We start from the raw sequence: 25,275 nt of genomic DNA, 5'->3' as shown, positions 1-25,275 counted from the left end.
GCGCGCCTATTTCCGTTTCCGTTCGGTCTGGCAGTCGAGCAGCGGGCCGTAGACCGTCAGTGCCACCGCAGCGAAGTCGCCGGCAAAGGGCTCGGCGGCCCCGAAGCAGCGCCGGAACGCCGGCTCCTCCCCCTCGCCGGGATACTCCTCGGAACCGCGCCATTTCTTCCGGGCGGCCGCCGGCGCCTGATCGGCCTTTTTCGGCTCCCGGCTCTTCCGGGCATATTCGAGCGAACTCTCGGGGAAGAAGCGGAGCGGCGCAGCCAATCCCTGCCGGTAGAGCCCGACGAGCCGTTCCAGTTCGCCGGCGGCAGCCGTCAGCGGTTCGTAGGTGACGGTGGCATCGCTGGCAAAGAGAACGGTCCGCCGGGGGCACTCTGCCGGGGCCACGGCATTGAGGGCCAGATGTTCCAGCCAGGCCCGCAGCCGATCCTTTGCCTTGAGCTTGGCAAAGCGATACTGCACCAGTCCGGCCGGCCCGAGCCGCCGAAGCCGGCCGACCAGCCGCACGCCGCCGAGCGGCAGGTCGACTTCCAGCGGCGACAGCGCTTCGCCGGCCAGCGTTGCCCCCACCTCGGCGGCAAAATCGGCGACGGCCGCCACGCGACGCCGGAAGACCTCGGCACCGATAGCCCCCGGCGGCAGCAGTCCCCGGCTGCGCAGCACTTCCCGCTGTAGTTCGGGATCTCCCCCCGCCAGCAGGGTCGCCACCACCTCCTGGTCGAGCTGGTAACGCTCCAGCGGATCGGGAAGAAACGGCTCACACTCCGGCAGAAGTTCCTCGCTCCGCTCCAGGTGAACTCCCAGCCGGAGGCGGAGAAACTGTCGGGCCGGGTTCGCCAGAAAGGCTGCCAGATCGGCAAGCGTAATCGTCGTCACCTCGTCCGGCACCGGCAACGGTGCAACCATGAACGGGCGGGGTTCGGCACCGCGCCCCTTGGCCAGACTGCCGGCAAGGTTCTCCCGGGAGTAGCTGAAGAGCGGCGAACCGGCGTCACCCCGGAAATAGTCGCGGCTGAACGGCTGCAACCGCTGCCGGACCTCGACCGTCTCGCGGAGATTTTTATCGGCCGCACCGGCGACGACGAAACCCCGTTCCAGGTAATCCAGCAGTTCGCTGACCAGCACCGAAGGGGGCCGTGTCCCGCCGTCGACGATCCCTTGTCCCAGGTAGCTGATGTGCAGCCGCTGCCGGGCCGACAGGAGCGCCTCCAGGAACAGATAACGGTCCTCGTCGCGTAGCGAGCGGTCACCCGGGCGGGGAGCGGCGGCAATCAGGTTGAAGCCCGACGGCGGATTGCGCCGCGGATAGGCGCCGTCGTCCATCCCGAGCAGGGCGATGACCCGGAAGGGAATGCTCCGCATCGGCAGCATGGCGCAAAAGGTCACCCCGCCGGTCAGGAAGCCTCCCCCCGGCCCCAGCCGGCCGAGGCGTTCGTCCAGCCACGCCGTCATCTGTTCCAGAGTCAGTTCGTCGCTAAAATCGGCCACCCGCCATGCCGCCGCCAGCGCGTCAATCGTTCCATCGATCGCCAAGAGCTCCCGCTCCTCGTCCTGATCGGCGGCAATGAAGTCGACCAGCACGCCGCGCAACAGGGTGAGCCATTCCGGCGCCGGCCGCGGCTGCCGCAGCTGCCGCAACGTGGCGAACAGCCGGCCGGTAAACTCCAGGAACGAGCCGAGGAGCGCCGCCTCCCCCGCAACCCGGTCGAAGGGGAGAATCCCGGCACAGAACCGCCCCTCCCGCTCGCCGGCCATCGCATAGCCGAGCAGCAGCCGGTCAAGTCCCGACCGCCAGGAATTTTCCGCAAACGCGGGAAGCTTTTGCTCGCCGCGGTCGGCGCGGTCGATCCCCCAGCGGATGCCGGCTTCCCGCACCCAGCCACGAATGGTCGCCACCCCCCGCTGCCCGATGGCATACCGCCGGGCCACCGGCGCCAGAGCGAGGAAATCGAGCACTTCGCTGGCCGTACAGCGGCTCCCCGCCAGTCGGAGCACCTTGATGAGCGCCTCGGCGACCACCCCCTCGCGCCGGAGGCTCCGATCGGCAATCGCGTAGGGGATCCGCCGCTCCGGCGATTCGGGCGAGCCGAACACCGCCGAAACGTATGGCGCGTAGCTCTCGATCTCCGGCGTCATCACCAGCACATCCCGGGGGGTAAGGGTCGGATCGCCGGCAAACAGCTCGAGGAGCGTATCGTACAGCACCTCGACCTCCCGCAGCGGGCTATGGCAGGAATGGACCCGGATGCTGGCATCCCCCGGAGCGATGGTCCCCTTGACCTCGCCGGCAGCCGTCCGATCCCGCAGGTCGAGGATATCTCCCTGGACCATGGCGAGCAGGGTCGTCTCCTCGCCCGCCGTAAAATCTTCGACGGTAGCCCCTGGTTCCGCGCTGTCGAGCAGCAGCTCGAAAAAGTCCCGACCGGTCCGGCCCAGCGAGGCGAGCAGAGGGTTGCCGAGCTCGAAATAGTCGTCGGGCGGCGCGCTTTCGGCATCTCGCCGTTCGAGGCGGGCCTGCTCCCGGGCGGAGACGATTCCCCCCCAGTAGGTACGGCAAGGGTTCAGCAGGAACAGATTGACCGGCAGCTGGCCGGCAAGCCGGGTCAGGACTTCCAGATGGAACGGCGGCAACGCCGAGATGCCGATCAGCGAGAGGCGGGCGGGAAGTCCGGCAGGGGCCTCCCGCAGCCGGGAAACGGCCCGGCGGAATTCCGCCAGCAGGGTCGCCCGATGAGGGACGGCCGCCTCTGCCGTCAGCCGCCGCCAGAGGTCCGGTTGCCAGTCGTCCCCCTCGCCGCGTTCCCAGCGGAGCAGCAGTTCCGGCCGATAGAGGCCATACTGGTCGAAGGTATCGGCAATCGTCCCGGCCAGCTGGAAGAGCTTCCGCCCGTCGCCGTCGTCGGCCAGATATGCTTTGAGCGGTGCATACTCCCGGCGTTCGAGCAAGGAGGGAAGGATGGTCATCAGCCGCCAGCGAAGCGGCTCGGGGGCAAAGGGCGAATCCTCGGCAGTCGGCGGCAGCTCGCCGAGCACCGCCCGGAAGATCCGCCAGATCATGGCGTTGGGAAATGGATAATCGGCGTTGGCCCAGCCACCGAGGCGGTCAGCCAGCGCCATCGCCACCCAGCGTTCCATTCCCGGGCTCTGGACGATGATCGTCTCCGGCGCCAACGGCGGCAGGGGCGACTCGCTGACCATGGTCGCCAGGTGCGCGACCAGGTGCTCCATCCGGTTGCCGGTATAGATAGTCAAGGGCATGACATCCCCGCGATATTCAGGCTCGGGAAAAGGTGCACTGCGGCGCCATTGTCGGCCACGGTTGCGACATAGTACGTCAAATCACCCCGGCACGAAACAAAAAAGCCCACGGTTTTAACGCCATGGGCTTCCCACACCTTTGTCCTGCCGCAGCTCGCCTCCCGGCGCACCAAGCGGGCTAACGCCCCTTCTTCAGATCAATGAGAATCAGCTTGGCAACCGCCTTGAGCGTTTCGAAGACCCCTTCGCCGGTAGTGGCGCACGCCTCGAACTCGGGCACCCCGGTCGGATTCAGCTCACTACGGAGTTCCTCGACCGACAGGATGTTCGGCAGGTCACGCTTGTTGTACTGGACGACGTACGGCAGCTTGTCCAGATCGTACCCCTGCTCGCCGAGGTTGATCCGGAGGTTCTCCAGCGACTCGATGTTGGCGTCCATCCGCTCGTCCTGGGAGTCGGCAACGAACACCACACCGTCCACCCCCTTGAGAATCAGTTTCCGCGAGGCATCATAGAATACCTGGCCGGGAACGGTATAGAGATGGAAGCGGGTCTTGAAACCACGGATTTCGCCGAGTGCCAGCGGCAGGAAGTCGAAAAAGAGCGTCCGCTCCGTTTCGGTGGCCAGGCTGATCATCTTCCCTTTCGCCTCGGGGGCGGTCTTCTGATAAACGTACTGCAGATTGGTGGTCTTACCGCAGAGGCCGGGGCCGTAATAGACGATCTTGCAGTTTATTTCGCGTGATGCGTAATTGATGAAGGACATTCCGCCATACCCCCGGGCCGCTAGCTGAACAGGTTATCGATGTCGTCGTCGGTAATCTCGGCAAAGGGGAAATCCTGGATGCCGCTCCGCTCTTTCTCTTCGGCCCGGGTCATCAGCCGGTCGAAAACGGCGGTAAGTTCATCAGAAGCCTTCTTCACCCGGAGCCGCACCAGACCGAGCGAAGAGCGGCTGTCGAAGAGGACAACCAGGATGACCCGGCCGCCGACGATGGAGATATGCAGGTTATCCTTTTCGCCCTCGTGGAAGAGGATGGAAAATTCTTTTTCGCCGATCAGCTTGGCCAGGCCGCCGGTGGCGGCGATGTTCCCCGCCGTCAGCGAGGCGAGGGAGGTCGTATCGAAGCGTTCGGTTTCGCCAACACCGGAGATCAGCTGGCCGTTCTTGTCGACCAGGAAAATCACCTTTGCGTTGGCCTCTCTGAGCAGCTTTTCGATGACCGCGTTGATCTGCTTGAACTCCTCATCGTACATCACCATTTGAGGATAAGCCATGGAGCACCCCTTAGCCGGGTTGTGAGAATCCAATCACCGTTGGCACGGTTATAACAAAAATTTGACGCGGGTTCAAGAAGATAAACGGCCGGCCCACGCGACAAAAAAACCCCCGGCAGCAGAACTGCCGGGGGTCGAGGTTCCTCCGGAACGGGGCGGTTACTCGCCCGGGTTCTCGTAGGTCAGGCTCGCTAGCTTCTGGTAATAGGCGAAGCGGGCCTTGGTCCACTGGGAGGCCTGTTTCATCAGTTTCTCGGCCGCCTGGGGATTGTTCTTCTTCAGCACTTTGTAACGGTTCTCGCCGTAGGCATACTCCTCGAAGGCGATGGTCGGTGCCTTGCTGTCGAGCTGGAGCGGGTTCTTGTGCTCCGCGGCCAGCTGCGGATTGTAGCGGAACAGCGGCCAGTAGCCGGAAGTGACCGCCCGTTTCTGCTCGTCGACGGCAGTGGTCATGTTGATGCCATGGGCGATGCAGTGCGAGTAGGCAATGATCAGCGACGGGCCGTCGTAGGCTTCGGCTTCGAGGAACGCCTTGACGCACTGGGCCGGATTGGCCAGCGAGACGTTGGCTACGTAGACCGAACCGTAGGACATGGCCATCATCCCGAGGTCCTTCTTGCTGACCGGCTTGCCGCCGGCGGCAAACTGGGCCACGGCGCCGAGCGGCGTCGATTTGGAGGCCTGACCGCCGGTGTTGGAGTACACTTCGGTATCGAGGACCAGCAGGTTGACGTTCTTGCCAGAGGCGATGACATGGTCGAGACCGCCGTAGCCGATGTCGTAGGCCCAGCCGTCGCCGCCAATGATCCAGACCGCTTTCTTGACCAGGTAGTCGGCCACGGTGAGCAGCCGCTTGGCGGCGGCTTCCGGGCAGCCCGCCAGCGCCTTCTTCAGCACGTCAATCCGGCCGCGCTGGGCTTCCACCCCGGCCTGGGTCGACTGGTCGGCGCCCTTGATCTCGGCCATCAGCCCCTTGATGTCGCTACAGGAAGCGCAGGAGCAGGTGGCCAGTTCGTCGAGGAGTTCCAGAGCCATCTGGTTGAACTTGTCGACCGCCAGCCGCATCCCGAAGCCGAACTCGGCGTTGTCTTCGAACAGCGAGTTGGACCAAGCCGGCCCGCGACCGTCGGCACGCTTGGCCCACGGGGTGGTCGGCAGGTTGCCGCCGTAGATTGACGAGCAGCCGGTGGCGTTGGCGATCATCGTCCGGTCGCCGAAGAGCTGGGAGAGCAGCTTCAGGTACGGCGTCTCGCCGCAGCCGGCGCAGGCACCGGAGAACTCGAAAAGCGGCCGGACCAGCTGGGATCCGCGGACCGACTCGAGCTTGACCTGGGTCGCGTCGACGTCGGGAATGCCGAGGAAGAATTCGAAGTTGGCAACTTCCGAGGCCCGGAGCGGCGGCTGGTAGGCCATGTCGAGGGCCTTGTGGCTCGGGTTATTCTTGTCCTTGGCCGGGCAGTTGTAGGCACAGGCGCCGCAACCGGTGCAATCCTCCGGCGCCACCTGGACAGTGAGCTTCTGCCCCTTCATTTCGGGGATCTTGCACTCCGCCGACTTGAAGGTGGCCGGTGCGCCGGTCAGGGCGGAAGCGTCATACGCCTTCATCCGGACGGACGCATGGGGGCAGACGAAGGAGCAGATACCGCACTGGATGCAGAGCTGCTCGTCCCACACCGGAATCTCGATGGCGATGTTCCGCTTCTCGAACTGGGAGGTGGCGGTGGGGAAGGTACCATCAGCCGGCATCTTGGAAACCGGCAGGTCGTCGCCGAGGCCGGCGATCATCGGCGCGGTGGTCTCCTGGACGAAGGCCGGCGCCTGGGCGCTGACGACGGGCGGCTTCTTGATGGTGCTGGTGGCGGTTACCGGGACCTTCACCTCGGCGATGTTTTCCAGACCGGCATCGACCGCCTTGTTGTTCATGGCGACCACTTTCTCGCCCGCCTTGCCGTAGGACTTTTTGATGGCGTCGCGGATCGACTCCACCGCGGTCTCCAGCGGAATGATGTTGGAGATTTTGAAGAAGGCGGTCTGCATGATCACGTTGATGCGGGGTCCGAGGCCGATCTCCTCACCGAGTTTGACGGCATTGATCACGTAGAACTTCAGCTTCTTGTCGATGATCTGCTGCTGCACGTCGGCCGGCATCTTGTCCCAGACCTCATTCTGGTCATAGGGAGAGTTGAGGAGGAAGGTCGCTCCGTCCTTGGCCTTGGAGAGCATGTCGTACTTCTCCAGGAAGGAGAAGTTGTGGCAGGCAACGAAGTCGGCGGTGTCCACCAGATAGGGCGCCCGGATGTACTGCTTGCCGAAGCGGAGATGGGAGGTGGTCATTGAACCGGCCTTCTTGGAATCGTAGACGAAGTAGGCCTGGGCATTGTTGTCGGTCAGCTCGCCGATGATCTTGATCGAGTTCTTGTTGGCACCGACGGTGCCGTCGGAACCGAGGCCGTAGAACATCGCCTGGTAAACCCCTTCCGACGGATTACGGAAGTCCGGATCGGTATCGAGGCTGCTACCGGTAACGTCTTCCTTGATCCCGACCACGAAGTGGTTCTTCGGCTTGGCGGCACCGAGGTTGTCGAAAACAGCCTTGGCCTGGGCGGGGGTGAACTCCTTGGAGCCGAGGCCGTAGCGGCCGCCGACGATCACCGGATAGCCGTCGAACTGGAAGATGCCCTCGGCCATGGCTTCGCCGATCGCGGTGCGGACATCGAGGTAGAGCGGCTCGCCCAGGGCGCCCGGTTCCTTGGTCCGGTCGAGGACGGCGATCTTCTTGACCGTCTTGGGGAGCGCGGCCACGAAATCTTCGATCGGGAACGGCCGGTAGAGGTGGACCTTGACGACGCCGACCTTTTCACCCTTGGCGACGAGATTTTCCACCGTCTCATGAACCGTATCGGCACCCGACCCCATGATGACAATCACCTTGTCGGCATCAGGAGCCCCGACGTAATCGATCAGCTGATACTGGCGGCCGGTAATCTTGGCAAACTTGTTCATCTCTTCGCGAACGATGCCGATGGAGACGGGATAATACGGATTGACCGTCTCGCGACCCTGGAAATAGACGTCCGGGTTCTGGGCGGTACCGCGCATCACCGGATGGTCGGGGGAGAGGCCGCGGGCCTTGTGCTGGGCGATCAGCTCGTCGTCCAGCATGGCACGCATATCGTCATAGGTCAGCTCTTCGACCTTGAGCACTTCGTGGGAAGTCCGGAAACCATCGAAGAAGTGCAGGAACGGCACCCGCGAGCGGAGGGTCGCCGATTGGGCGATCAGGGCGAAGTCCATGACCTCCTGGGAGTTGTTGGAGGCGAGCATCGCCCAGCCGGTGGAACGGCAGGCCATCACGTCCGAGTGATCGCCGAAGATCGACAGCGCCTGGGCGGCAATGGCCCGGGCGGAGACATGGAAGACGGTCGGCGTCAGTTCACCGGCGATCTTGAACATGTTGGGAATCATCAGCAGCAGCCCCTGGCTGGCAGTAAAGGTGGTGGTCAGGGCGCCGGCCTGCAACGAACCGTGGACGGCCCCGGCGGCCCCTCCTTCGGACTGCATCTCGACTACCGACGGAATGGATCCCCAGATGTTCTTCTCGCCCATGGCGCTCTTAATGTCGGAAATCTCCCCCATGACCGACGACGGGGTGATCGGGTAGATGGCAATCACCTCGTTGGTGGCGTGGGCCACGTGGGCGGCCGCGGTGTTGCCGTCAATGGTAACCATTTTGCGACTCATGCTCTCCTCCTCTTAGATAGTACGCACAGTAACTAAACTGTCGTTGTATTTCTCAGTCCACTAAACCTCGCTGCGCCCTTCCAGTGCCCGTTGCACCGTCGCTGCATCCACGTATTCCAGATCGGAGCCGAGCGGAATGCCGTGGGCCAGCCGGGTGACCCGAATCCCGAGCGGCTTGATCAGCCGGGCCAGATAGAGCGCCGTCGCCTCACCCTCCACGGTGAAGTTCGTCGCCAGGACCACCTCCCGGACCCCGCCCCCCTCAAGCCGCTTGATCAGCTCGGCGATTCTCAGCTGGGAGGGGGTAATGCCGTTGAGCGGCGACAGCGCCCCCTGCAGGACGTGGTAGCGTCCGCGGAAGGCCCGGGTCCGCTCCACGGCCAGCAGGTCCTGCGGCTCCTCGACCACACAGATGGCCGAATCATCGCGTTCCGCGGTGCAGAGCCAGCAGGGGTCTTCCTCGGTAATCCCGAAACAAACAGAACAGAATCTCACCCGACTGGTAACATCCTGCAGGCTTTCAGCCAGAGCATTCGCATTTTCGGGGGATTTCAACAGATGAAAGGCGAGACGGAGGGCCGTTTTCTCGCCAACTCCCGGCAGCTTCTGGAGCTCTGCTAGCAGCTTGGTCAATGAGTTCGAAAAATGTACCATATTTTTCCCGACATTTAAAACAATTTTTTATTACAATTTTAATAAAAAAATTTAGCCGAAATAAAATTTCGGCTAATGGGCTGCAATTACGAAATAAACTGCGAAGGATCGAATATGTCAAATCCTCCCGCCGCCGCCGCGACCGCAGGGGAAAACCGCTGTAAATCAAAAGCCGGCACCGGCACAGTCACTAGAACATACCGGGAAGATTCAAGCCGCCAGTGATTTTTCCCATCTCGTCGGAGAACTGCGTCTGAACCTTCTTCAGAGCCTCGTTGACGGCGGCGACAATCAAATCCTGCAGCATTTCCACATCTTCCGGATCAACCGCTTCTTTCTTGATCGTCAGGGAAATGAGTTGGCTCTTGCCGCTGACAACGGCAGTCACCGCCCCGCCGCCGGAGCTGGCCTCGGCAGTTTTGGCCGCGGCTTCCTCCTGCAATTTCGCCATCTTCTGTTGCATCATCTGCGCCTGCTTCATGATCTGGGCCAAACCTTTGGACATCTGTGCCTCCATGGGGTCGTAGGGTTAAATTTACTCACAGTTAAGGAGTTTTGTTAAAACTAAAACATAGTTCTAGCGATTATCTTTTTCGGCTGGCGCTACCTCGGCCAACTCACCGCTGAAAACCTCCAGCGCCGAGGCAATGGCCGGATGTGCTTTGGCATTCTGCTGCAAATCGTTCAGGCGACGCTCGTCCTCAACTCTTTTTTTTTCCAGGAGATTCGGCACCGCTGCATCCTCTCCCGCTGCCAGCGATCGCAACACCAGGGCCGGCTCGCTCTTGAAAAACGTCCGGGCCAGCTCGCGCAGGGCCGCCTGGGCATCGTTTTCCTTCAGACTGCCAAGGGCGAAGGAGCCTTCAGGGAAACCGATTTCCAGCCGCTCAGCGGAAACCTGCAGCGGGCTGCCATGCTCCAGCAGCGAGCCGAGCCGGACCTTGCCGGCCTTGACGTAGGCAACAAAGTCGGCCCAACTGTCCCCGGTACGGGGTAACGTCTCGGTCGGTGCCGGCCGTTGGGGAGCCCGGGGAGCGGCAGCCGGGGCGGCCAGCCCGGCAGGCGCCACCGGAGGAGCGGCAGCCACCGTTGATCGTGCTGCCGGCGGACCGGCCGGGGCAGCCGGCCGCCACTGGACACGGCTGTCAGCCACCACCGCAGCGGAGGGCGTCCCGCTTTCAAGGGCGCGCAGCCGGCCGAGCAGTTCATCCACCGGGACAACCGGCACCAGCGTAGCCATTTTGATCAGCGCCATTTCCAGTACGAGCCGCGGAAAGGACGATTGCGCCATCTCCGCCTCGGCCCGGAGCAGAATCGCCAGATGCCGCTGCAGATCGGCCAGCGCCAGCGGCTCGACCTGCTCGCGCAGGAGCGCCAGCTCCGCCTCCGAAAGGTCCAGCAACTCAGCGCCGTCCCCCACCGCCTTAAGTATGGTCAGATTGCGGAAATGCTCGATCAGCTCGCCGCAAAACTGGCGAATATTGTAGCCGAACTCGTCCACCTTGGCCACCACCCCGAGGGCGGCACGGCTGTCGCGACCGAAGACCGCCGCCGAGCCGTCGAGGAGTAACCGACGGTCAACCACGCCGAGCAGCGCAACCACCTCGTCATCACTGACATTTTCGCCGCAAAAGGCCAGGACCTGGTCGAGCACGGAGAGCGAGTCCCGCATGCTGCCGTCCCCCTTGCGGGCGACGACGGTCAGCGCCGCGTCGCTGATGGCGCTGTTTTCCCGATCGACGATATAGCGGAGCCGTGCCACCACCTTGGCCAGTGGAATCCGCCGGAAATCGAACCGCTGACAGCGGGAGAGAATGGTGATCGGGACCTTGTGGGGCTCGGTGGTCGCAAAGATGAACTTGACGTGCGGTGGCGGCTCTTCGAGGGTCTTCAGCAGGGCGTTGAACGCGTTGGTGGAGAGCATGTGCACTTCATCGATGATGAAAATCTTGAACCGGCAGCGGGACGGCAGATACTTGACGTTCTCCCGCAGCTCCCGGATGTCATCGACGCCGGTGTTGGAGGCACCGTCGATTTCCAGGACGTCGACCGAGGTGCCGGCGGTGATTTCCAGGCAGGCCGGACATTCGTTGCACGGCTCGGGGCTCATCCCCCGTTCGCAGTTCAGGGCTTTGGCCAGAATCCGGGCCGAAGAGGTCTTGCCGACGCCACGGGCACCGGTAAAGAGGAAGGCATGGGCGATTCGTCCCGAATCGATCGCATTCTGCAGCGTCCGGCTGACATGTTCCTGACCGGTAAGGTCGCTGAAGGTCTGGGGACGCCACTTTCGAGCGAGAACGAGATAGGACAAGGTTCAACACCTCACGGCACGAACGGTTAGTACAAAGGGATGGGAGGTGGGATGAAACGGGGACGTTGCGGGCACAACTGATAGCTGGGCTCCCCCGCGGCACACGGGATCAGTCACTACCGCTGCTTCCTTCCGGACCTGACGGGGTTCGTAACCTACCGTTGCGCGGGACCCAGCTATCAGCTCTGCCCGCAAGGGGCAACGCTACCCGGTCCCTGATTTCCTTGTGGGGCACGGCGGATATTGATCAGCGCCTCGAGGGGCTCGCTTTTGTTTTATGGCGAGAGAGTCCATCGAACTTCAAACTCAACCTACTGATTTAAAAAAGAATCAGCAACCCGCCTTGACACTGCTACCATAAAAAATACCACAAAAGATTTTCGTGTGCATTTGGAATGGAATATTTCTTCTACCATAAAGACGGCTTTTGGGGCAAGCACAATTACAGGAAGAACCTGTCGGAGTGCAGACAACTAACCGTCAGTGTGGCAAGGCGAGGTTCATATGTCAAACACTATCAAATACTATGATGCCCGGCAATGGCTCCTGGAGCGGCAACCGAAACGGCCGAAACTGCCGGCGGTGCTGGTCGCTGCCATCGTGCCTCTGCTGACCAGCGCAGTTGCCGGTCTGTTGGTCGGACTCTGTTTCCCTGCAACATTCTGGTACTGGGCAATCGGCATTGCCGGAATCTCGCTACCGTACATCCTGATGGACCGGGTACAAGTGCGGCTCTATCACGGCTATGTTAAGGGAAAACCGTACTGGACGTTGCTCAAGTACTCCTACTCCAGCACGGACTATCGTCCCTGTTATGTCCCATGGTGGTACTGGCGCTGGTATTACTGGTGGTAGGGGACTATTTGGCGTCCTTCTTAGCTAACACACATTTGCTTGAAAAAGGCTCCAATCCCCCGTCACTTAAATGTAGTAGAATTGTATATCTTGGCTGAAAATGCATTATTCAAGGAGAGTCCTTATGCTTGTCCGTCCTTTTTCCGACATTCACGCCGAATTCTGGCAGCCCAACAAGATTCCCCGTATTCTCGAGATGGTGGTTCCACCACTGCCGACAGACAAGGAGACCGTGGCTTTGGTTGCCGGTGATATCGGGCTGGCCCATCGTCAGGAAACCTGGCTCAAGATTGTCTGCCTACTGGCCAAACGTTTTCAAGCCGTCATCTATGTAGAGGGGAATCACTTTTTCTATCACAACGATTTCTTTGGTCGTATCCAGGAGCTGAAAACCAAGGTTTCACTCCCTAAGAACGTCCATTTCCTTGAAAACGAATCGATTGAAATCACCGGTGTCCTATTTGTCGGGGCAATGCTCTGGACAGATTTTCTCGGCAAGGATTTCTTTAAGATGCAGTATGCCCGGACACACATGAACGACTTCTTCGTAATAAAGAAAGCTGATGGAACGACTCTTATTCCAGAAGAGACAGCGGACCTTTTTCAGGAATCAAAAAGATACATTTTTGATTCATTGGTGACTGCAGGTAACAAGAAAAAGGTAGTGGTTACTCATCACGGTGTATCTTCACTCTCTATTCATGAACAGTTCCGTGGGGAAAGTCTCAATTGCGCCTTCATGACCGATCTTTCCAATGAAATCATCGATCACGGCCCAGATCTCTGGGTGCACGGACATACGCACAACTCGTTCGACTATACTCTCGGCAAAACCAGGGTGGTGGTAAATCCTTATGGCTACAAGGATGTGGAAGTCAATCCACAGTATGACAGGCAACTGGTCATTGAGCTCTGAAGAACAGTTCAACCTCACGGCGTACCTGATACAGCTATTATCGTTGACTGTATGAATGCCGGAGAAAATTGTAGCTACAAAATATCGGTACATATTTATACTAACCGACATTTCGGAACAGCAGCAGCTTGCAGCGTTGAATTGACGATCAATCAGTAATGCCAGGTGTCATACTGAGTGTGTCCCTGATTTCTTTCCTCCGGCGTCTTCCACGAAGCAAGCCATTTCGGGGCATCCGTAGTATCAACCATCTTGCGGGCCAGTGCCAGTCGTTCAAGAACAGATGCTTTCTCTTCATCCTCCAGATCGGCGGTCCGAAGCTCAACATCGGCAAAAAACTCCTCGATCCTCTTTGCCTTGCCCCAGGCCTTGATGATCTCGGACAACTCATCCAGGCTGTCCTTGATCGCCTTGACTCGCCGGCGTTCAGCTTCTTCCAGTGCCTGTCTGCGTCTTTCCTCTTCCCGCCGCTGCCTTTCGATCTCAGCTTGGCGCTCACCCTCCTCGAAACGCTTGACGATGTTTGCTGCTTCGGCTTCAATCTCCTTAACCAAGCCTGCAAGCTTTCGCGGGAAGTCGCCGGATTTCGATTCGCGCCATTGGCGCATCCATGCAACTCTCTGGTAGGGAGAGTACACCTGCACGCACAATCGTCTGCTCGGCAGGTCAGACATGCTCCGCCAGGAATATGATTCATAACGTCTCGGTTTTTTGACCGGAAGTTCCGAGACCCGGGTGTACTTCCCATCCTGATACTCCACTTCGACATTCTCGCTCATCTCAAATATGGTTACGCCAAAAGCCACTGTGCCAATGAAGACAACGGTCGGACGTGTAGTGCTCCAGAGATCCGGATAATAATGTTCATTCCGCCTCCCTCCTTTCTCACGTTGCTCAACTTCGTGGCGATGCAGGTTCTGGCCATACGGCGCCAGGTTGACGGAATGACCACGTTTTTCAAAGGACAGATATAAGGTGTTTGCCACGTCGATTGCCCGATCCAGGGTTTCCTTTGAGACAATAATGTCAGCAATCAGGTATTTTCTGGGCTTGAGGAAACCGTTGCGATCCTCGCCTGCTCCGGTCATGAGTTCCTTGAAACCTTCGAGCAGCGGGTGCTGTTGCGGCAGTGACCGCCGCCGACTTTTATTGCCACTGCCGTCTTGCGGCACCTGCGGCGGAGGCAGTTGGGCAACTCTTGCATAGCCGTCGCGAGCCCATTCCAGTTCATCACCCGGACTGGCGGCAGGCAATGGCGGCTTCCTGGGGCGTTTGCCGGTCGCATACATGGCCCAGTAGCCCCTTTGTGGCCGAGGGACTTTCAATCGAGTGCAGATACGTGCAAGGAAACTTGAGGAGACCTTGTACTTCAGGGCAACCGTAGTCATAGGCTCTGCCCACACCTCTTCATACAACTGTTCCCGGCTGACTCGGGTGTCTTTTGATTTGTCCATAACAGCCCCTATCAATAAAGAATATAACGTGCTTGAAATGTAGGATTTTTCCCAAAGTCAGTCAAATACTCGATGAACATCAATTCATATTGATTGTTTGCAAATAAAAGCAACACGTGCTATTTTATGCGCCAAAATCAAACAGGATAGAGATCAGTGTATGTATCTTGGTCTGGTCGACAGTTTAGCCGCGCAAGGCCGCTCATGTTTCACCTACCAGGAGTTCCTCAATCTGGCGGGTTCAACTGAAATTGCGGTCAAATCGGCGTTGCATCGCTTGCAGAAAAAAGGCGAGATCGCAATGCCGTTCCGCGGCTTCTACGTCATTCTTCTCCCGATGCATCGAAGCGTGGGATGCGTTCCCGCTGCCCAGTTCATCCCGCATCTCATGGAGCATTTGGGTGAGGTCTATTATGCCGGGCTCCTGAGTGCCGCAGAATTCCATGGGGCGGCACATCAGCGACCGCAGGTCTTTCAAGTCATGGTGGCAAAAATCCGCAGGCCGATAACCTGTGGCAATATCAGGGTTCAGTTCATTTACCGGAAGAACGCAGCAGCAATCCCCACAGAAATACGTAACACCACTGCCGGTACCATAAAAGTATCAACACCCGAGGCAACTGCGCTTGATGTTGTCGGTTATGTCAGCCACTGTGCCGGTCTGGATAATGTCGCAACCATCCTGACCGAACTGGCTGAGCGTATCGATCCGCACCGCCTTGTAGAAGTTGCCGAGCTGTCCCCTGTGTCATATGCACAGAGGCTTGGCTACTTGCTGGAGCTGGTTGGTGAAAAAGAACTGGTAGCACCTCTCGCTGACTATGTCCGGTTGAAACGGCCAATTCCAACGGCCTTGACTCCAAGAGTAAGTATCAAGGGTGCCAAAAAGGATCGCCGGTGGCAGGTATATGTAAATACTACGATCGATCCGGATATTTGAGGTCGATGAGAAATGACTTTGGATGACATGTCCTGTCGCACATCGGGTGTATATGCGATTATGGTCCATCGTATTTCAACTGAGCAGGAATTATGACCGCCAATAATGACCTTTCCGGACGTGACTCTGTACCCAGTACATTGTCCCCGTCCTGAGAAAGGCTGGCTAGACCTGGAGCGTCGAGTTTCTCGAGTTATGTCAAACTCAACTGAAATGACAAAAGAAGTGCAATTCGAGAATGCATTGAAAATGATGAGCTTGAAGGCTTTTGATACACTACTTACGTGTGGTGTTAGAAGCCTTGAGGGACTATTGCGCCTGACCTCAGAAGAAATGAATAAAGCCGCAGTTCCCGAACAAATCTGCAAAGAAGTTTTGAAAATTCAACGCATTATAACTGGCAATAAAGAATTAGATATCGCAGGCCAGTTACATACTTCTGAAATTGAGGTGGTTGCAGAGCCACCCTCTCCGGCATACTTTGAGGATAATAGCACTACCCCCATCCCGTCAAAATTTATTGAACGCCTGCCCACAAGAGCCAGAAACTTGCTTTCACGTGAGCAGATAAGCACAGTAGAACGCCTGCTTGAGCTCAGTGAAGAGGATATATTCGGATTTGTGGGCATTGGCCGTAAAACAGTTCACGACATCAAACAGCTACAAGTCAAGATTAAATTACATCAAAATAATCCACAGAATACAGCGACCGCTAGCGATTCTTCAGGTACCGAAAATAGTCCTTCTTTATCGTCTCGATTCATGTTTCGTTTTATCCCCCGTGCTGGGGAGCATTGGCCTTGTGACCCAGCTGAATGGAGTATATTGTCGCGTAATTTGCCGGAACTCTTTTGGTTGACAATGCCACAAGTTGATGACGAAGTGGGAAATGTTGTGACTATAGGGAAATTAGGATTTTCAGAAAATGAATTGTCTAAATTATTAGAATGTGGGTTCTTATTCGATGACCCAATTGATTTATTGTTTAATTTATCTATAGGTTATCTGATAAATATCGGATTAAATTGTGATTCAGTAGATAAAATAATTCTAGCATTGGAGATTGCTTCTGACAGAAATGATTTAGCAAAATCTTTTGCAGTAAATGTTAAGACTGCTGAAACATTTATCTTCTATGATATTGACTCTAAAATAGCTGATAATCTGATTGCAAATTATGTTTTTGCTGATTGCATATATGATCTATTTGGCAGCAACAATATTAAATGGATGGATCTAACGAGTATAACTGAAAGGCAAGTTGTCAGAAAATTTGGATTTAATTATAAGAGTATTAAAGCAATTAGTAGTGTATGGAATTCAAAACTATCTATTTGCAAATTGGTTGACGATTTGTCGAATAGCCTTCCTATTGATGCGTATGCAAGCTTCCAATGTTTGACTGAGACGTTTGTCCGCAAGATCATCAAAAAACCTTACCATTTCACCGTCATTATGGGGCGACTAGGCTTCTTGGATGAGCGTCATTGGACTCTTGAAGAATTAGGGCAGAGCTTACAGTTGACGCGTGAACGTGTACGTCAAATAGAAAAACAGTACATTTCCAAAATTGAAAAACCTAAAACCGTTGAGATGTTGAATAGGCTCTGGCTCTCTGTTGATGGTGCCCTTGCTTCTACAGGAGGCGTAATCTGCACAACTGAAATGGCCACATATTTAAAATCATCCTTTAACTGGCCTGTACGACCTTCTGATGAATCCCTTGCCTCTTTAATAAGTTTATCGCCCAAATATGAGGTGGTATGGGCATCTCCATCACGGATTATCTTGCCAGAACATAGATGCATATCTTGCCCTGAAATCAGACCTATATTTACCAAGACCGTTACAGACCAAGCAAATGGGGCGCTCCATTTTGATATAGCTAAAGAGAAAATGCTCGAATTCTGCAAGGGGACTGGATGTGCTACCGTTAAGAATATTACGCAGTTTTCTGATGGCTATCTGCATTACCTTGATGATGCTATTGAAGAAATATTAGCAGATGAAGATACGCTATATACTCAGTACGCTTGGGCTCAAAAATATGGCAAGCGACGATTGATTTTATTTGAAACAATTTTGAGGAATGCCGGTCGGCCAATGCACTTTACCGAAGTCCATGTAGAGGTGAACAAAGACCGACCGACCCATTCGCAATTTTCCGAACGTTCTGTATATGGAAATCTTGAGAGGTCATCAGAGCTCTTATTGTGGGGTGCAGGAACATTTATTCATAAGGAACTAGTTACGGTACCAGTCGACATTATCTCGAAAATTGAAAAGGACATCGTCTCTCGACTCAATAACGACAAGATTCCGTACCTTTCAGCTACTGGGATTTATGAACTGTACAAGGCCCCCCTCCAGCGAGAAGGAATCCCGAACACTCATGCGCTTTACACATGTTTAAGACTTTCCGCGAGCGATACCTTGCTATGCAACGACTACCCCTATGTTCTGTTGAAGTCTGGTGATGGAGTACGACTTCCTGTACAGCTCGTTTTAGAGTCATTCGTCTTGGAACAGGAAGGGGTTGTTACGCTTGAACAGATAAAGAACCATGCACTTGAAAAGCTCTGTGTTAGTGAAGATGTATTCACGATCAACCATCTTCCAAAAATTCCTAATTTATTACGAAGCAACCGTGGTGAGTACCTGCATCTTAGCAGCCTTAATATTGATGCTGACAAACTGATTCCGATAGTCGATCACCTCAAAAGTCTTCTCAATAATTCAAATCATGTAGCTGTACTCAAGCTTTACAACGACAAGAAAATTTCGTGCAGACTGTTGGGAATTACAACCCCCATGCTCCTTTATTCGTTGATTCAATTTTTCTTTTCAGATCAGTTCGATTTCTCACGTTACCCACAGATCAGCCTTGAAAAACAGAGTGAAAGCGGCAGGGGAACAATGGGCGTTGCGTCAGAGGTGATCCAATACATTCTGGACAAAAATGCCCCCTGTGGATTCGGTGAGCTATATCAGCACTTTGTTGATGAGCTTGGGTACAAACAATACAGTGTCTACAACGTTCATTTCAATTTCCAAATCCTTCGATATAGCGAGAGTGTTGTAGTCCACATTGACTCATTGCATTGGTGCGATGAGAAACAGGACGCTCTTGAAAGCATAGCTTCCGGCCATATAAAAAACCTGACATGCGGTGGCAGATTCTGTGGCCTCATATCTGATCTTTTTGAATTCAGCCATGAACAACTTCCGTGCTTACCGGAGCATATATGTTGGACATCAACACTTATGGGGGAATTGCTTTCACGAGGCGGGAAATATCGTATTTTGGGGATAGCACGAAATGCATATGTATCCATCCCGAATGATAGCAATATTGAAACTTTTGATGACCTCATCTATCACATCCTCAACACGAATTACGATGGTGCCGCGAATCTTGACGTATTCGTTTCAGACATGCGTAGTGCAGGCATTCTCAAAAAGAATTTGACCCCTGTAATGCTGAAGGAAGACGGTCCTGTTGTCATTGATGGCAACGTTGTAAAGTTAGCGAGGTTGCGTTAGTGCTCAAAGACCTTGAATTACAACCAGTGTACGACAGCGAGCGCTATGACTTGATAGTCGACTTGCAGGTCCCCCTTTTACAGCAATCGAAGGATTATTTGCGTGGTGTAGGGTTTTTTACCTCAGGTTGGTTAAAGCTTGCAGCACAGGGCATGGCTGACTTTGTCTCTAGTGGCGGTAGTGCCCGGATTGTTCTTTCACCAATCATCGATGAAGCAGACTGGGAGGCACTTCAATTTGGCGAAAAAGCCAGGCATGACTCCGTGCTGAAAGAAGTTCTCACACGCAACATCGAAAATCTGGCAACTACACTGGAAACCGATACACGCAACGCATTGGCGTGGATGGTTGCTGACGGGCTTCTTGAGTTTCGTTTTGCCGTACCCCGAGACCGTACATCAGCTGGGGACTATCATGATAAAGTTGGAGTTTTCACCGATGGGAGTGGCAACCGTGTTGCAATTCACGGTTCGCTGAATGATTCCATTAAAGCTTCACTGAATGGAGAAGCATTTTCGGTATTCAAATCATGGGAGCCTGGACAGTCCCCTTACGTCGAGATGCACAATTCACGACTTGAGGCACTCTGGAATAATCATAACAAGCAGTTCAGTGTTTATCGCATTCCTGAAGCGAGCCGAGAACAGTTTATTAAATTGAGAACTGCCCCAGAGCGTCCTTACAGTCGCAAGACGCATCAAAAGGATTGTGCTAGTTCGCCGTATTGCACCATTAAGCTTCATGATTATCAGGAGCGAGCAATAGACGCCTGGCGTGACGCTGGGTGCCGGGGTGTGTTTGAAATGGCTACCGGCACTGGGAAAACGATTACCTCTTTGGCTGCTGCCACATCCGTCTACCATGACCGCGGCCGTTTAACATTAGTCATCCTTGTCCCCTATCTCCATCTGCTTGAGCAGTGGGAAAGAAACTGCCGCCAATTTGGATTTGATCCCATACTTTGCAGTGGCGAACATGGGCGATGGCAGATCGAAGTGAAATCGGCAATTCAAGATTTTAATATTGGCTCAAAAAGTCATATCTGCATATTGGCAGTACATAAAACTGCCGCAATGGAAAGATTCGCGACTTCTACACGACGTCTTTCGACTGACAATACGCTCCTGATAGGGGATGAAGCCCATGGGCTCGGCGCTTCGCATTTACGAAAAGCGTTACTTGACAATGCAGGTATGCGCCTTGGTTTATCAGCCACTCCACGGCGTTGGTTTGATGATGAGGGGACTGAAGTCATATTCAACTATTTCGGTGCAACGTGCTTTGAATACACCTTGGATCACGCAATCGGCAAATTTCTGACTCCATACGAATATTATCCTCAGTTGGTAAATCTCACGGGTACTGAGTTGGAACTGTATGAGGAAATCACGCAAAGGGTAGTTGCCATCAGTGCGTCTGCCAAGCGAGACCCTGAAAAGCGTGAACGTATGAAAAAGTTGCTTTTGGAACGAGCTAGGATCATTTCATCTGCAAGTCAAAAGTTGCCGGTACTTATTCGGTTGCTCCGTGGCATGATCAAGGATTCTCAATTGCGGGATGACGAACTGAATGGAGTCCTCATATACTGCGCGGCAGGCGAACACCGGGAGGTCCTCCAGGAGGTAGCCTCTTTGGGACTACGCTGCCATGAGTTTGTTCATGATGTACGCCTAGCGGACAGAGAGAAGTTGCTAGAGCAGTTCGATGCTGGTGACATTCAGGTACTCATCGCAATCAAATGTTTGGACGAAGGGGTTGATGTCCCTTCGACGAAGACGGCTTTCATTTTGGCCAGCAGCACGAATCCTCGCGAGTTCGTACAGCGGCGAGGAAGAATTCTCAGAAAATCAAAAGGGAAAGACCGAGCTGTGATTTATGATTTCATAGTGGTCCCCTCTCAGGAACGCTTGATGCTACGACACACTACAGATGCTGCAATACTGAAACGCGAGATGCCTCGCTTTGTTGAGTTTGCTTCATCCGCAACGAATCAATTCAATGCGCGGTCTGTTGTGAGGGATATATTGAATAAGTTCGAAATGTTGAATTTGCTTGATGAGAAACCCTGGGATGTATACCACTCTTTGAAACAATGGGACTGGAGTGAAGATGACTAGCGATAAATCGTTGTTACCCGATGTAAATGCGTTAATTGAAGACAAACTGGCAAGTTATCCTGAGAACGTTCGTGAATTGGCTTTAAAGGCAATTCAACTGGCAGAATCTCAGCAGTCTGAAGCAGCTATTGCTGATCAACTTCAGACGGTAGTACGAAGGCTAGCCAAGCCATCGGAGGGTGGCACACTATGATACTTCTCAAATTGACCGTCGAAAATTTCAGGCAGTTTCGCGGCAAGCAAGAAATTCAATTTTTTACTCCATCTAAAGAAGATGCCAATGTCACGGTAGTTTTTGGTGAAAATGGCCGCGGGAAAACTGGGCTCTTTAGAGCGATAGTGTTTTGTCTGTTTGGGGAACGCCGTCTAAGCCAAGATGGAGATGTACCCCATGATGAGTTGCAGTTGGTGAATGTTTCAGCACTGGAAGCTAATCCAGATAAACCCGTTAAGACTGTTGTGGAATTGGAGTTCAGTCATAGAGATAGCCATTATCGCCTTCGCAGGGCAATTCTAGGGATGCAGGATGATGGCCGGATAATTGAAGAGGAAGATGAAATCCGGTTATTTGTCACCCCTGCGAGTGGCAACACTCAACAGGTTCCGACGACTGAAATCAACGAGGTCATTGACAGCATTCTTGACCGGCGGGTCAAAGACTACTTCTTGTTCGATGGTGAAAAGATTGAACGGCTAACCCGTGCCAGTATTGAGCAGCGCAGGGAGATCAGTGCCGGCATTCGAAACTTGCTGAATGTAGATGCTCTTGAAACCGCTATCAAGGCGGTTGGCCGTGTTACCAGGGGCTTGGAACGTGAGCTGTCCGGAGCTTCCCATGAAGAACTGTCGCGGCTTTTAAAGCGACTCGGGGATAATGAAGAAGAGCAAACTCGGGCGGGTAAACGACTTGATGAACTTGCCCATGAAATCCGGTTGGCAAGGCAAGAAATTGAAAAAACCGACAAGGAGCTTGAAAAGTTCAACGAAATACGCCACTTGCTTGAACGGCGCAAGTCGTTAGAGCAAGAACTCAGCGAACTCGAGCAGCAAGCCGCTGAGGCTTTGTCTGAGATGAAAAATCTTGTCTGTAAAGCATCGGCATTAATTGTCGCACCGACAGTAATCAGCGTATATGAGCATATTGATCATCAAAAGCAAAAGGGTGAAATTCCATCTGAAATCCGACGTGACCTGATCGAAAGAATTCTTGAAGAAAAGCTTTGTATCTGCGGTAGTTCAGTATGCGAGGGATCAGATGCTTACACACACATCATTGAGTGGCTGAAACGTACCAGTGACGTTTCAACCCAGGATGCAGCATTAAATCTATGGAGATATTTAAGTGAAGTCCGTAACCACTTTAGTGACGACGCGGATCTTACAGAAAAGAGACTCCAACAATATGGCAACATCCGCAGCGCCATTGCTAATGTCAATCGCAGCTTGGAGAATGTCAGCAATCAGATCGGCACATCTGAACGTCACGACGCGACGAAGCTTGATGAGCATCGTAAAAAACTCCAAGAGAACATAATCTCTCTTGAAGCTAATGCTCGTGTAACTCAGTCTCAACTCGAGCAACTACAACAGGAAAATGATCGTCTTCGTGCACTCCTTAAAGAGGAAAAACTCAAGGTTGGACGGAATGATGAATTGTCAAGACGTTCGATTTTAGCGAGAGACACTCAAGATGCGCTGAACGATATTTACAGCCAATTCACTCGCGAAATTAAGGATATGATTAGCGAGTCAGCCACGTTGCTTTTCCGGGATCTATTGGATCAGGAAGGCCGCGAGAACCTTAGAACTATCATTGTAAACGAAGATTACTCTCTGCAAGTTCTTGATCGATACAAGAAACCATTTCTTGCCAACATTTCTGCTGGTCAGCGTCAAATCATGTCTATTTCGTTCATTGCTGCCCTGGCACGTATTGCAGCAAGGGGCAGTAAAATTGAAATCCCGTTATTCATGGATACACCTTTTGGGCGCTTATCCTACGAACACCGGCAAAACCTCATTAATCAAGTCCCTACATTTGCTTCCCAATGGATTCTCCTTGCAACTGACACTGAATTTAGACGACAGGAGGCCCAACTGCTGAAAAATAGCGGCAAATGGGGGAAATTCTTTATGTTGCGATCTACAAAGGACGGGAATACGGAGATAGTTGAACAGGACATTAGCTCTGCTCTTGCGATTCTGCGTGATGAGGAGGCTTACCAATGAAAATGGATGGAAACATTCGCGTTGCAACCGAGGCGAAATACAAAGAGTTGTATAACAATATAAAGAACAATTGTGCTGTCGATGATTTTCATGAATTGTTTTTTCTATGTGCGTGCATTGGTTACAGAAGAGGTATTCAAACACCGCTTAAAAAACGTGACGACCGTTTTTGGTCACGAACGATAACTCCACGTGAATGGTCATGCTTCTATGCGATGATTTTGGAGAAAAACGCTTTTGATTACGAAAAGGTATCTGATGATAAAGGTGTGCTTGCAGCTATAGAAGGTTATGCAAATGCAGGCATGGATATCCTTATAGACGAATTCCTTTGCGACTATTTACTTCCGGCTTCCAAAAGTAGTGATCCACAGCTTGACCCAACCTGCTGTAAAGAGCTCCCTAAGCAGTTTGTACATTTCATTTTTGAACAATCTGAATCAGAGAACTGGGACAGTTGATGCGTAATATTTTACTGGTTGAACCACCCTATAAAACTAAATATCCGCCTTTAGGGTTGATGAAGATAGCGGCTTATCACAAACGGCTGAACGATAGAGTTGTATTCGTCAAAGGATGTATACCTGAAATCAAGGCTGAGCGTTGGGATCGGGTGTATGTAAGCTCTCTCTTCACCTATTATTGGAAACAGACTGTCAAGGCCGTTGCATATTATCAAGACAGCGTCCCACGTCGAACTGATGTGATTGTGGGTGGTGTCCTGGCAACCTTGTTAAAAGATGACTTGGAAGCTGAAACAGGAGCTACGGTAATTCCAGGTCTGCTTGACACCCCAGGGATTCTCGATCCAGGTGATAAGACTAAAATTGACACTCTCACCCCCGACTATAGCATCCTGAGTAATGCCAATTTTACTTATGAACTTCAGAATAGTTACATAGGTTATGCAACAAGGGGATGTCCGAACGGGTGTGATTTCTGCGCCGTACACCAGATTGAGCCAGAATTCAATGGCTATTTACCCCTTAGTCGGCAGATACGGCTGATAGAAGAGCTTTATGGTGAAAAGCGCGACCTTATTCTGCTTGACAATAACGTCTTGGCATCAAGTCGGTTCAAAGACATTATCAAAGATATTAAAGCGTTAGGGTTTGAAAAGGGTGCAACCTATTCTTATAGAAATAAAACGGGTCGTATAAGTACGGTAAATCGTTATGTTGACTTCAACCAGGGACTTGATGCTCGGCTGCTCACCGAAGAAAAAATGGCTTTATTGAGTGAGATCGCAATTCGGCCAGCACGAATTGCGTTCGACGATATTCGTTTCAGAAAACTCTATGAGGCCAAGATTCGATTGGCCGCAAAATACGGACTGACGCATCTATCGAATTATATCCTCTACAACTTCAAAGATCATCCCACTGACTTTTATGATCGTTTGCGAATAAATCTTGACCTTAATGAAGAGCTGGGAACGCAAATTTTTTCATTCCCCATGCGGTACGTTGATTTGAAAAGCAAAAATAGGCTTACATCGACTCCAGGGAATATCGGAGAGAACTGGAATGTCAAATTCTTACGTGCGATCCAGTGCGTTCTGATCCGTACACGAGGTCTTGTTGGAACCAAGCGCGACTATTTCCTAAAGGCTTTTGGCAATAATCATGAGGAATTCTACAAAATTATGCTTATGCCAGAATCCTACATCATCCACCGTTTTGACCATGAAGGAGACGGATCCACAGATTTGTGGTGGTCCCAAGTATGCTCCTTGTCTGACTGGGAGCGGGAGATATTCGATAAAATTGTCTGCAACCAGCTATATCGCACTGTAAATCATGCAGAATTGCCACGAGCAGTAAGAAAGGCATTGAGCCATTACATGAATTATGATTCAGGTAAATTGCCCGATGTTGATGAAGAGCTAATTGCGTTGCCCCCTGCCGGAAAAATACGAGCTGCATAACAATGAAAGAGAAACCTAGCAGACTATCATTACCGAGATCAAGGCCGAG

General features: G+C 53.6%; 17 protein-coding genes and 1 other RNA gene. 9 read left to right on the top strand and 9 right to left on the bottom strand.

What is annotated here, in order from left to right:
• Nucleotides 1–6 precede the first annotated feature (6 nt).
• The 8 genes from recC to ffs all read right to left on the bottom strand — a co-directional run bounded on the left by recC (nucleotide 7) and on the right by ffs (nucleotide 11,423).
• The gene (recC, locus tag QMN23_RS00805) at nucleotides 7–3,261 is read right to left on the bottom strand and encodes an exodeoxyribonuclease V subunit gamma (protein WP_282001195.1); all 3,255 of its coding nucleotides are present in this window, start codon (nucleotides 3,259–3,261) and stop codon (nucleotides 7–9) included.
• A 178-nt stretch (nucleotides 3,262–3,439) separates the two neighbouring features.
• On the bottom strand, nucleotides 3,440–4,027 hold the full coding sequence (locus tag QMN23_RS00800; RefSeq protein WP_282001194.1) for a GTP-binding protein: 588 nt from the start codon (nucleotides 4,025–4,027) through the stop codon (nucleotides 3,440–3,442).
• A gap of 20 nt (nucleotides 4,028–4,047) precedes the next feature.
• Nucleotides 4,048–4,539, bottom strand: a complete 492-nt coding sequence (locus tag QMN23_RS00795) for a roadblock/LC7 domain-containing protein (protein WP_282001193.1) — start codon at nucleotides 4,537–4,539, stop codon at nucleotides 4,048–4,050.
• A 159-nt stretch (nucleotides 4,540–4,698) separates the two neighbouring features.
• Nucleotides 4,699–8,280, bottom strand: coding sequence for a pyruvate:ferredoxin (flavodoxin) oxidoreductase (nifJ, locus tag QMN23_RS00790; protein ID WP_282001192.1), 3,582 nt, complete (start codon nucleotides 8,278–8,280; stop codon nucleotides 4,699–4,701).
• Nucleotides 8,281–8,340: 60 nt separating this feature from the next.
• A complete protein-coding gene (recR, locus tag QMN23_RS00785; protein ID WP_282001191.1) occupies nucleotides 8,341–8,934 on the bottom strand; it encodes a recombination mediator RecR in 594 nt (197 codons plus the stop codon).
• Nucleotides 8,935–9,124: 190 nt separating this feature from the next.
• Nucleotides 9,125–9,439: a YbaB/EbfC family nucleoid-associated protein gene (locus QMN23_RS00780; RefSeq protein WP_282001190.1), complete on the bottom strand. Its 315-nt coding sequence runs from the start codon at nucleotides 9,437–9,439 to the stop codon at nucleotides 9,125–9,127.
• A 72-nt stretch (nucleotides 9,440–9,511) separates the two neighbouring features.
• The gene (gene dnaX, locus QMN23_RS00775; protein WP_282001189.1) at nucleotides 9,512–11,245 is read right to left on the bottom strand and encodes a DNA polymerase III subunit gamma/tau; all 1,734 of its coding nucleotides are present in this window, start codon (nucleotides 11,243–11,245) and stop codon (nucleotides 9,512–9,514) included.
• A 79-nt stretch (nucleotides 11,246–11,324) separates the two neighbouring features.
• Nucleotides 11,325–11,423: signal recognition particle sRNA small type (gene ffs / locus QMN23_RS00770), an RNA gene on the bottom strand.
• 326 nt (nucleotides 11,424–11,749) lie between these two features.
• Between ffs and QMN23_RS00765 the strand changes: the two genes are divergently transcribed.
• Together QMN23_RS00765 and QMN23_RS00760 are read left to right on the top strand one after the other, a co-directional pair.
• The gene (locus QMN23_RS00765; protein WP_282001188.1) at nucleotides 11,750–12,100 is read left to right on the top strand and encodes a hypothetical protein; all 351 of its coding nucleotides are present in this window, start codon (nucleotides 11,750–11,752) and stop codon (nucleotides 12,098–12,100) included.
• 124 nt (nucleotides 12,101–12,224) lie between these two features.
• Entirely contained in the window at nucleotides 12,225–13,016 is a 792-nt protein-coding gene (locus QMN23_RS00760) for a metallophosphoesterase (RefSeq protein WP_282001187.1), read from the top strand.
• Nucleotides 13,017–13,168: 152 nt separating this feature from the next.
• Here QMN23_RS00760 and QMN23_RS00755 read toward each other — a convergent pair whose 3' ends face one another.
• Complete coding sequence (locus tag QMN23_RS00755) at nucleotides 13,169–14,470, bottom strand: hypothetical protein (protein ID WP_282001185.1); 1,302 nt, start codon at nucleotides 14,468–14,470, stop codon at nucleotides 13,169–13,171.
• A 160-nt stretch (nucleotides 14,471–14,630) separates the two neighbouring features.
• Here QMN23_RS00755 and QMN23_RS00750 point away from each other — a divergent pair, with 160 nt between their 5' ends.
• From QMN23_RS00750 to QMN23_RS00720, 7 genes are all read left to right on the top strand, one after another.
• The gene (locus QMN23_RS00750) at nucleotides 14,631–15,410 is read left to right on the top strand and encodes a type IV toxin-antitoxin system AbiEi family antitoxin (protein ID WP_282001184.1); all 780 of its coding nucleotides are present in this window, start codon (nucleotides 14,631–14,633) and stop codon (nucleotides 15,408–15,410) included.
• A gap of 195 nt (nucleotides 15,411–15,605) precedes the next feature.
• Nucleotides 15,606–18,953: a DNA-directed RNA polymerase subunit alpha C-terminal domain-containing protein gene (locus QMN23_RS00745; RefSeq protein ID WP_282001183.1), complete on the top strand. Its 3,348-nt coding sequence runs from the start codon at nucleotides 15,606–15,608 to the stop codon at nucleotides 18,951–18,953.
• A complete protein-coding gene (locus tag QMN23_RS00740) occupies nucleotides 18,953–21,070 on the top strand; it encodes a DEAD/DEAH box helicase family protein (RefSeq protein WP_282001182.1) in 2,118 nt (705 codons plus the stop codon). Before QMN23_RS00745 ends, QMN23_RS00740 begins: the two co-directional genes overlap by 1 nt.
• On the top strand, nucleotides 21,063–21,263 hold the full coding sequence (locus tag QMN23_RS00735; RefSeq protein ID WP_282001181.1) for a hypothetical protein: 201 nt from the start codon (nucleotides 21,063–21,065) through the stop codon (nucleotides 21,261–21,263). The genes QMN23_RS00740 and QMN23_RS00735 overlap by 8 nt, the downstream gene beginning before the upstream one ends.
• Complete coding sequence (locus QMN23_RS00730; RefSeq protein ID WP_282001180.1) at nucleotides 21,260–23,299, top strand: AAA family ATPase; 2,040 nt, start codon at nucleotides 21,260–21,262, stop codon at nucleotides 23,297–23,299. Before QMN23_RS00735 ends, QMN23_RS00730 begins: the two co-directional genes overlap by 4 nt.
• Nucleotides 23,296–23,760: a hypothetical protein gene (locus QMN23_RS00725; RefSeq protein ID WP_282001179.1), complete on the top strand. Its 465-nt coding sequence runs from the start codon at nucleotides 23,296–23,298 to the stop codon at nucleotides 23,758–23,760. The genes QMN23_RS00730 and QMN23_RS00725 overlap by 4 nt, the downstream gene beginning before the upstream one ends.
• Nucleotides 23,760–25,226 carry a hypothetical protein gene (locus tag QMN23_RS00720; protein WP_282001177.1) on the top strand — a complete coding sequence of 489 codons (1,467 nt, stop codon included), beginning with the start codon at nucleotides 23,760–23,762 and terminating at the stop codon, nucleotides 25,224–25,226. The genes QMN23_RS00725 and QMN23_RS00720 overlap by 1 nt, the downstream gene beginning before the upstream one ends.
• Nucleotides 25,227–25,275 lie beyond the last annotated feature (49 nt).

The sequence above is a fragment of the Geotalea uraniireducens genome, assembly GCF_027943965.1.
Classification (GTDB): Bacteria; Desulfobacterota; Desulfuromonadia; order Geobacterales; family Geobacteraceae; genus Geobacter; species Geobacter uraniireducens.
Note: the sequence above shows the minus strand (reverse complement) of the source record. Positions and strands in the feature narration are given on the sequence as shown.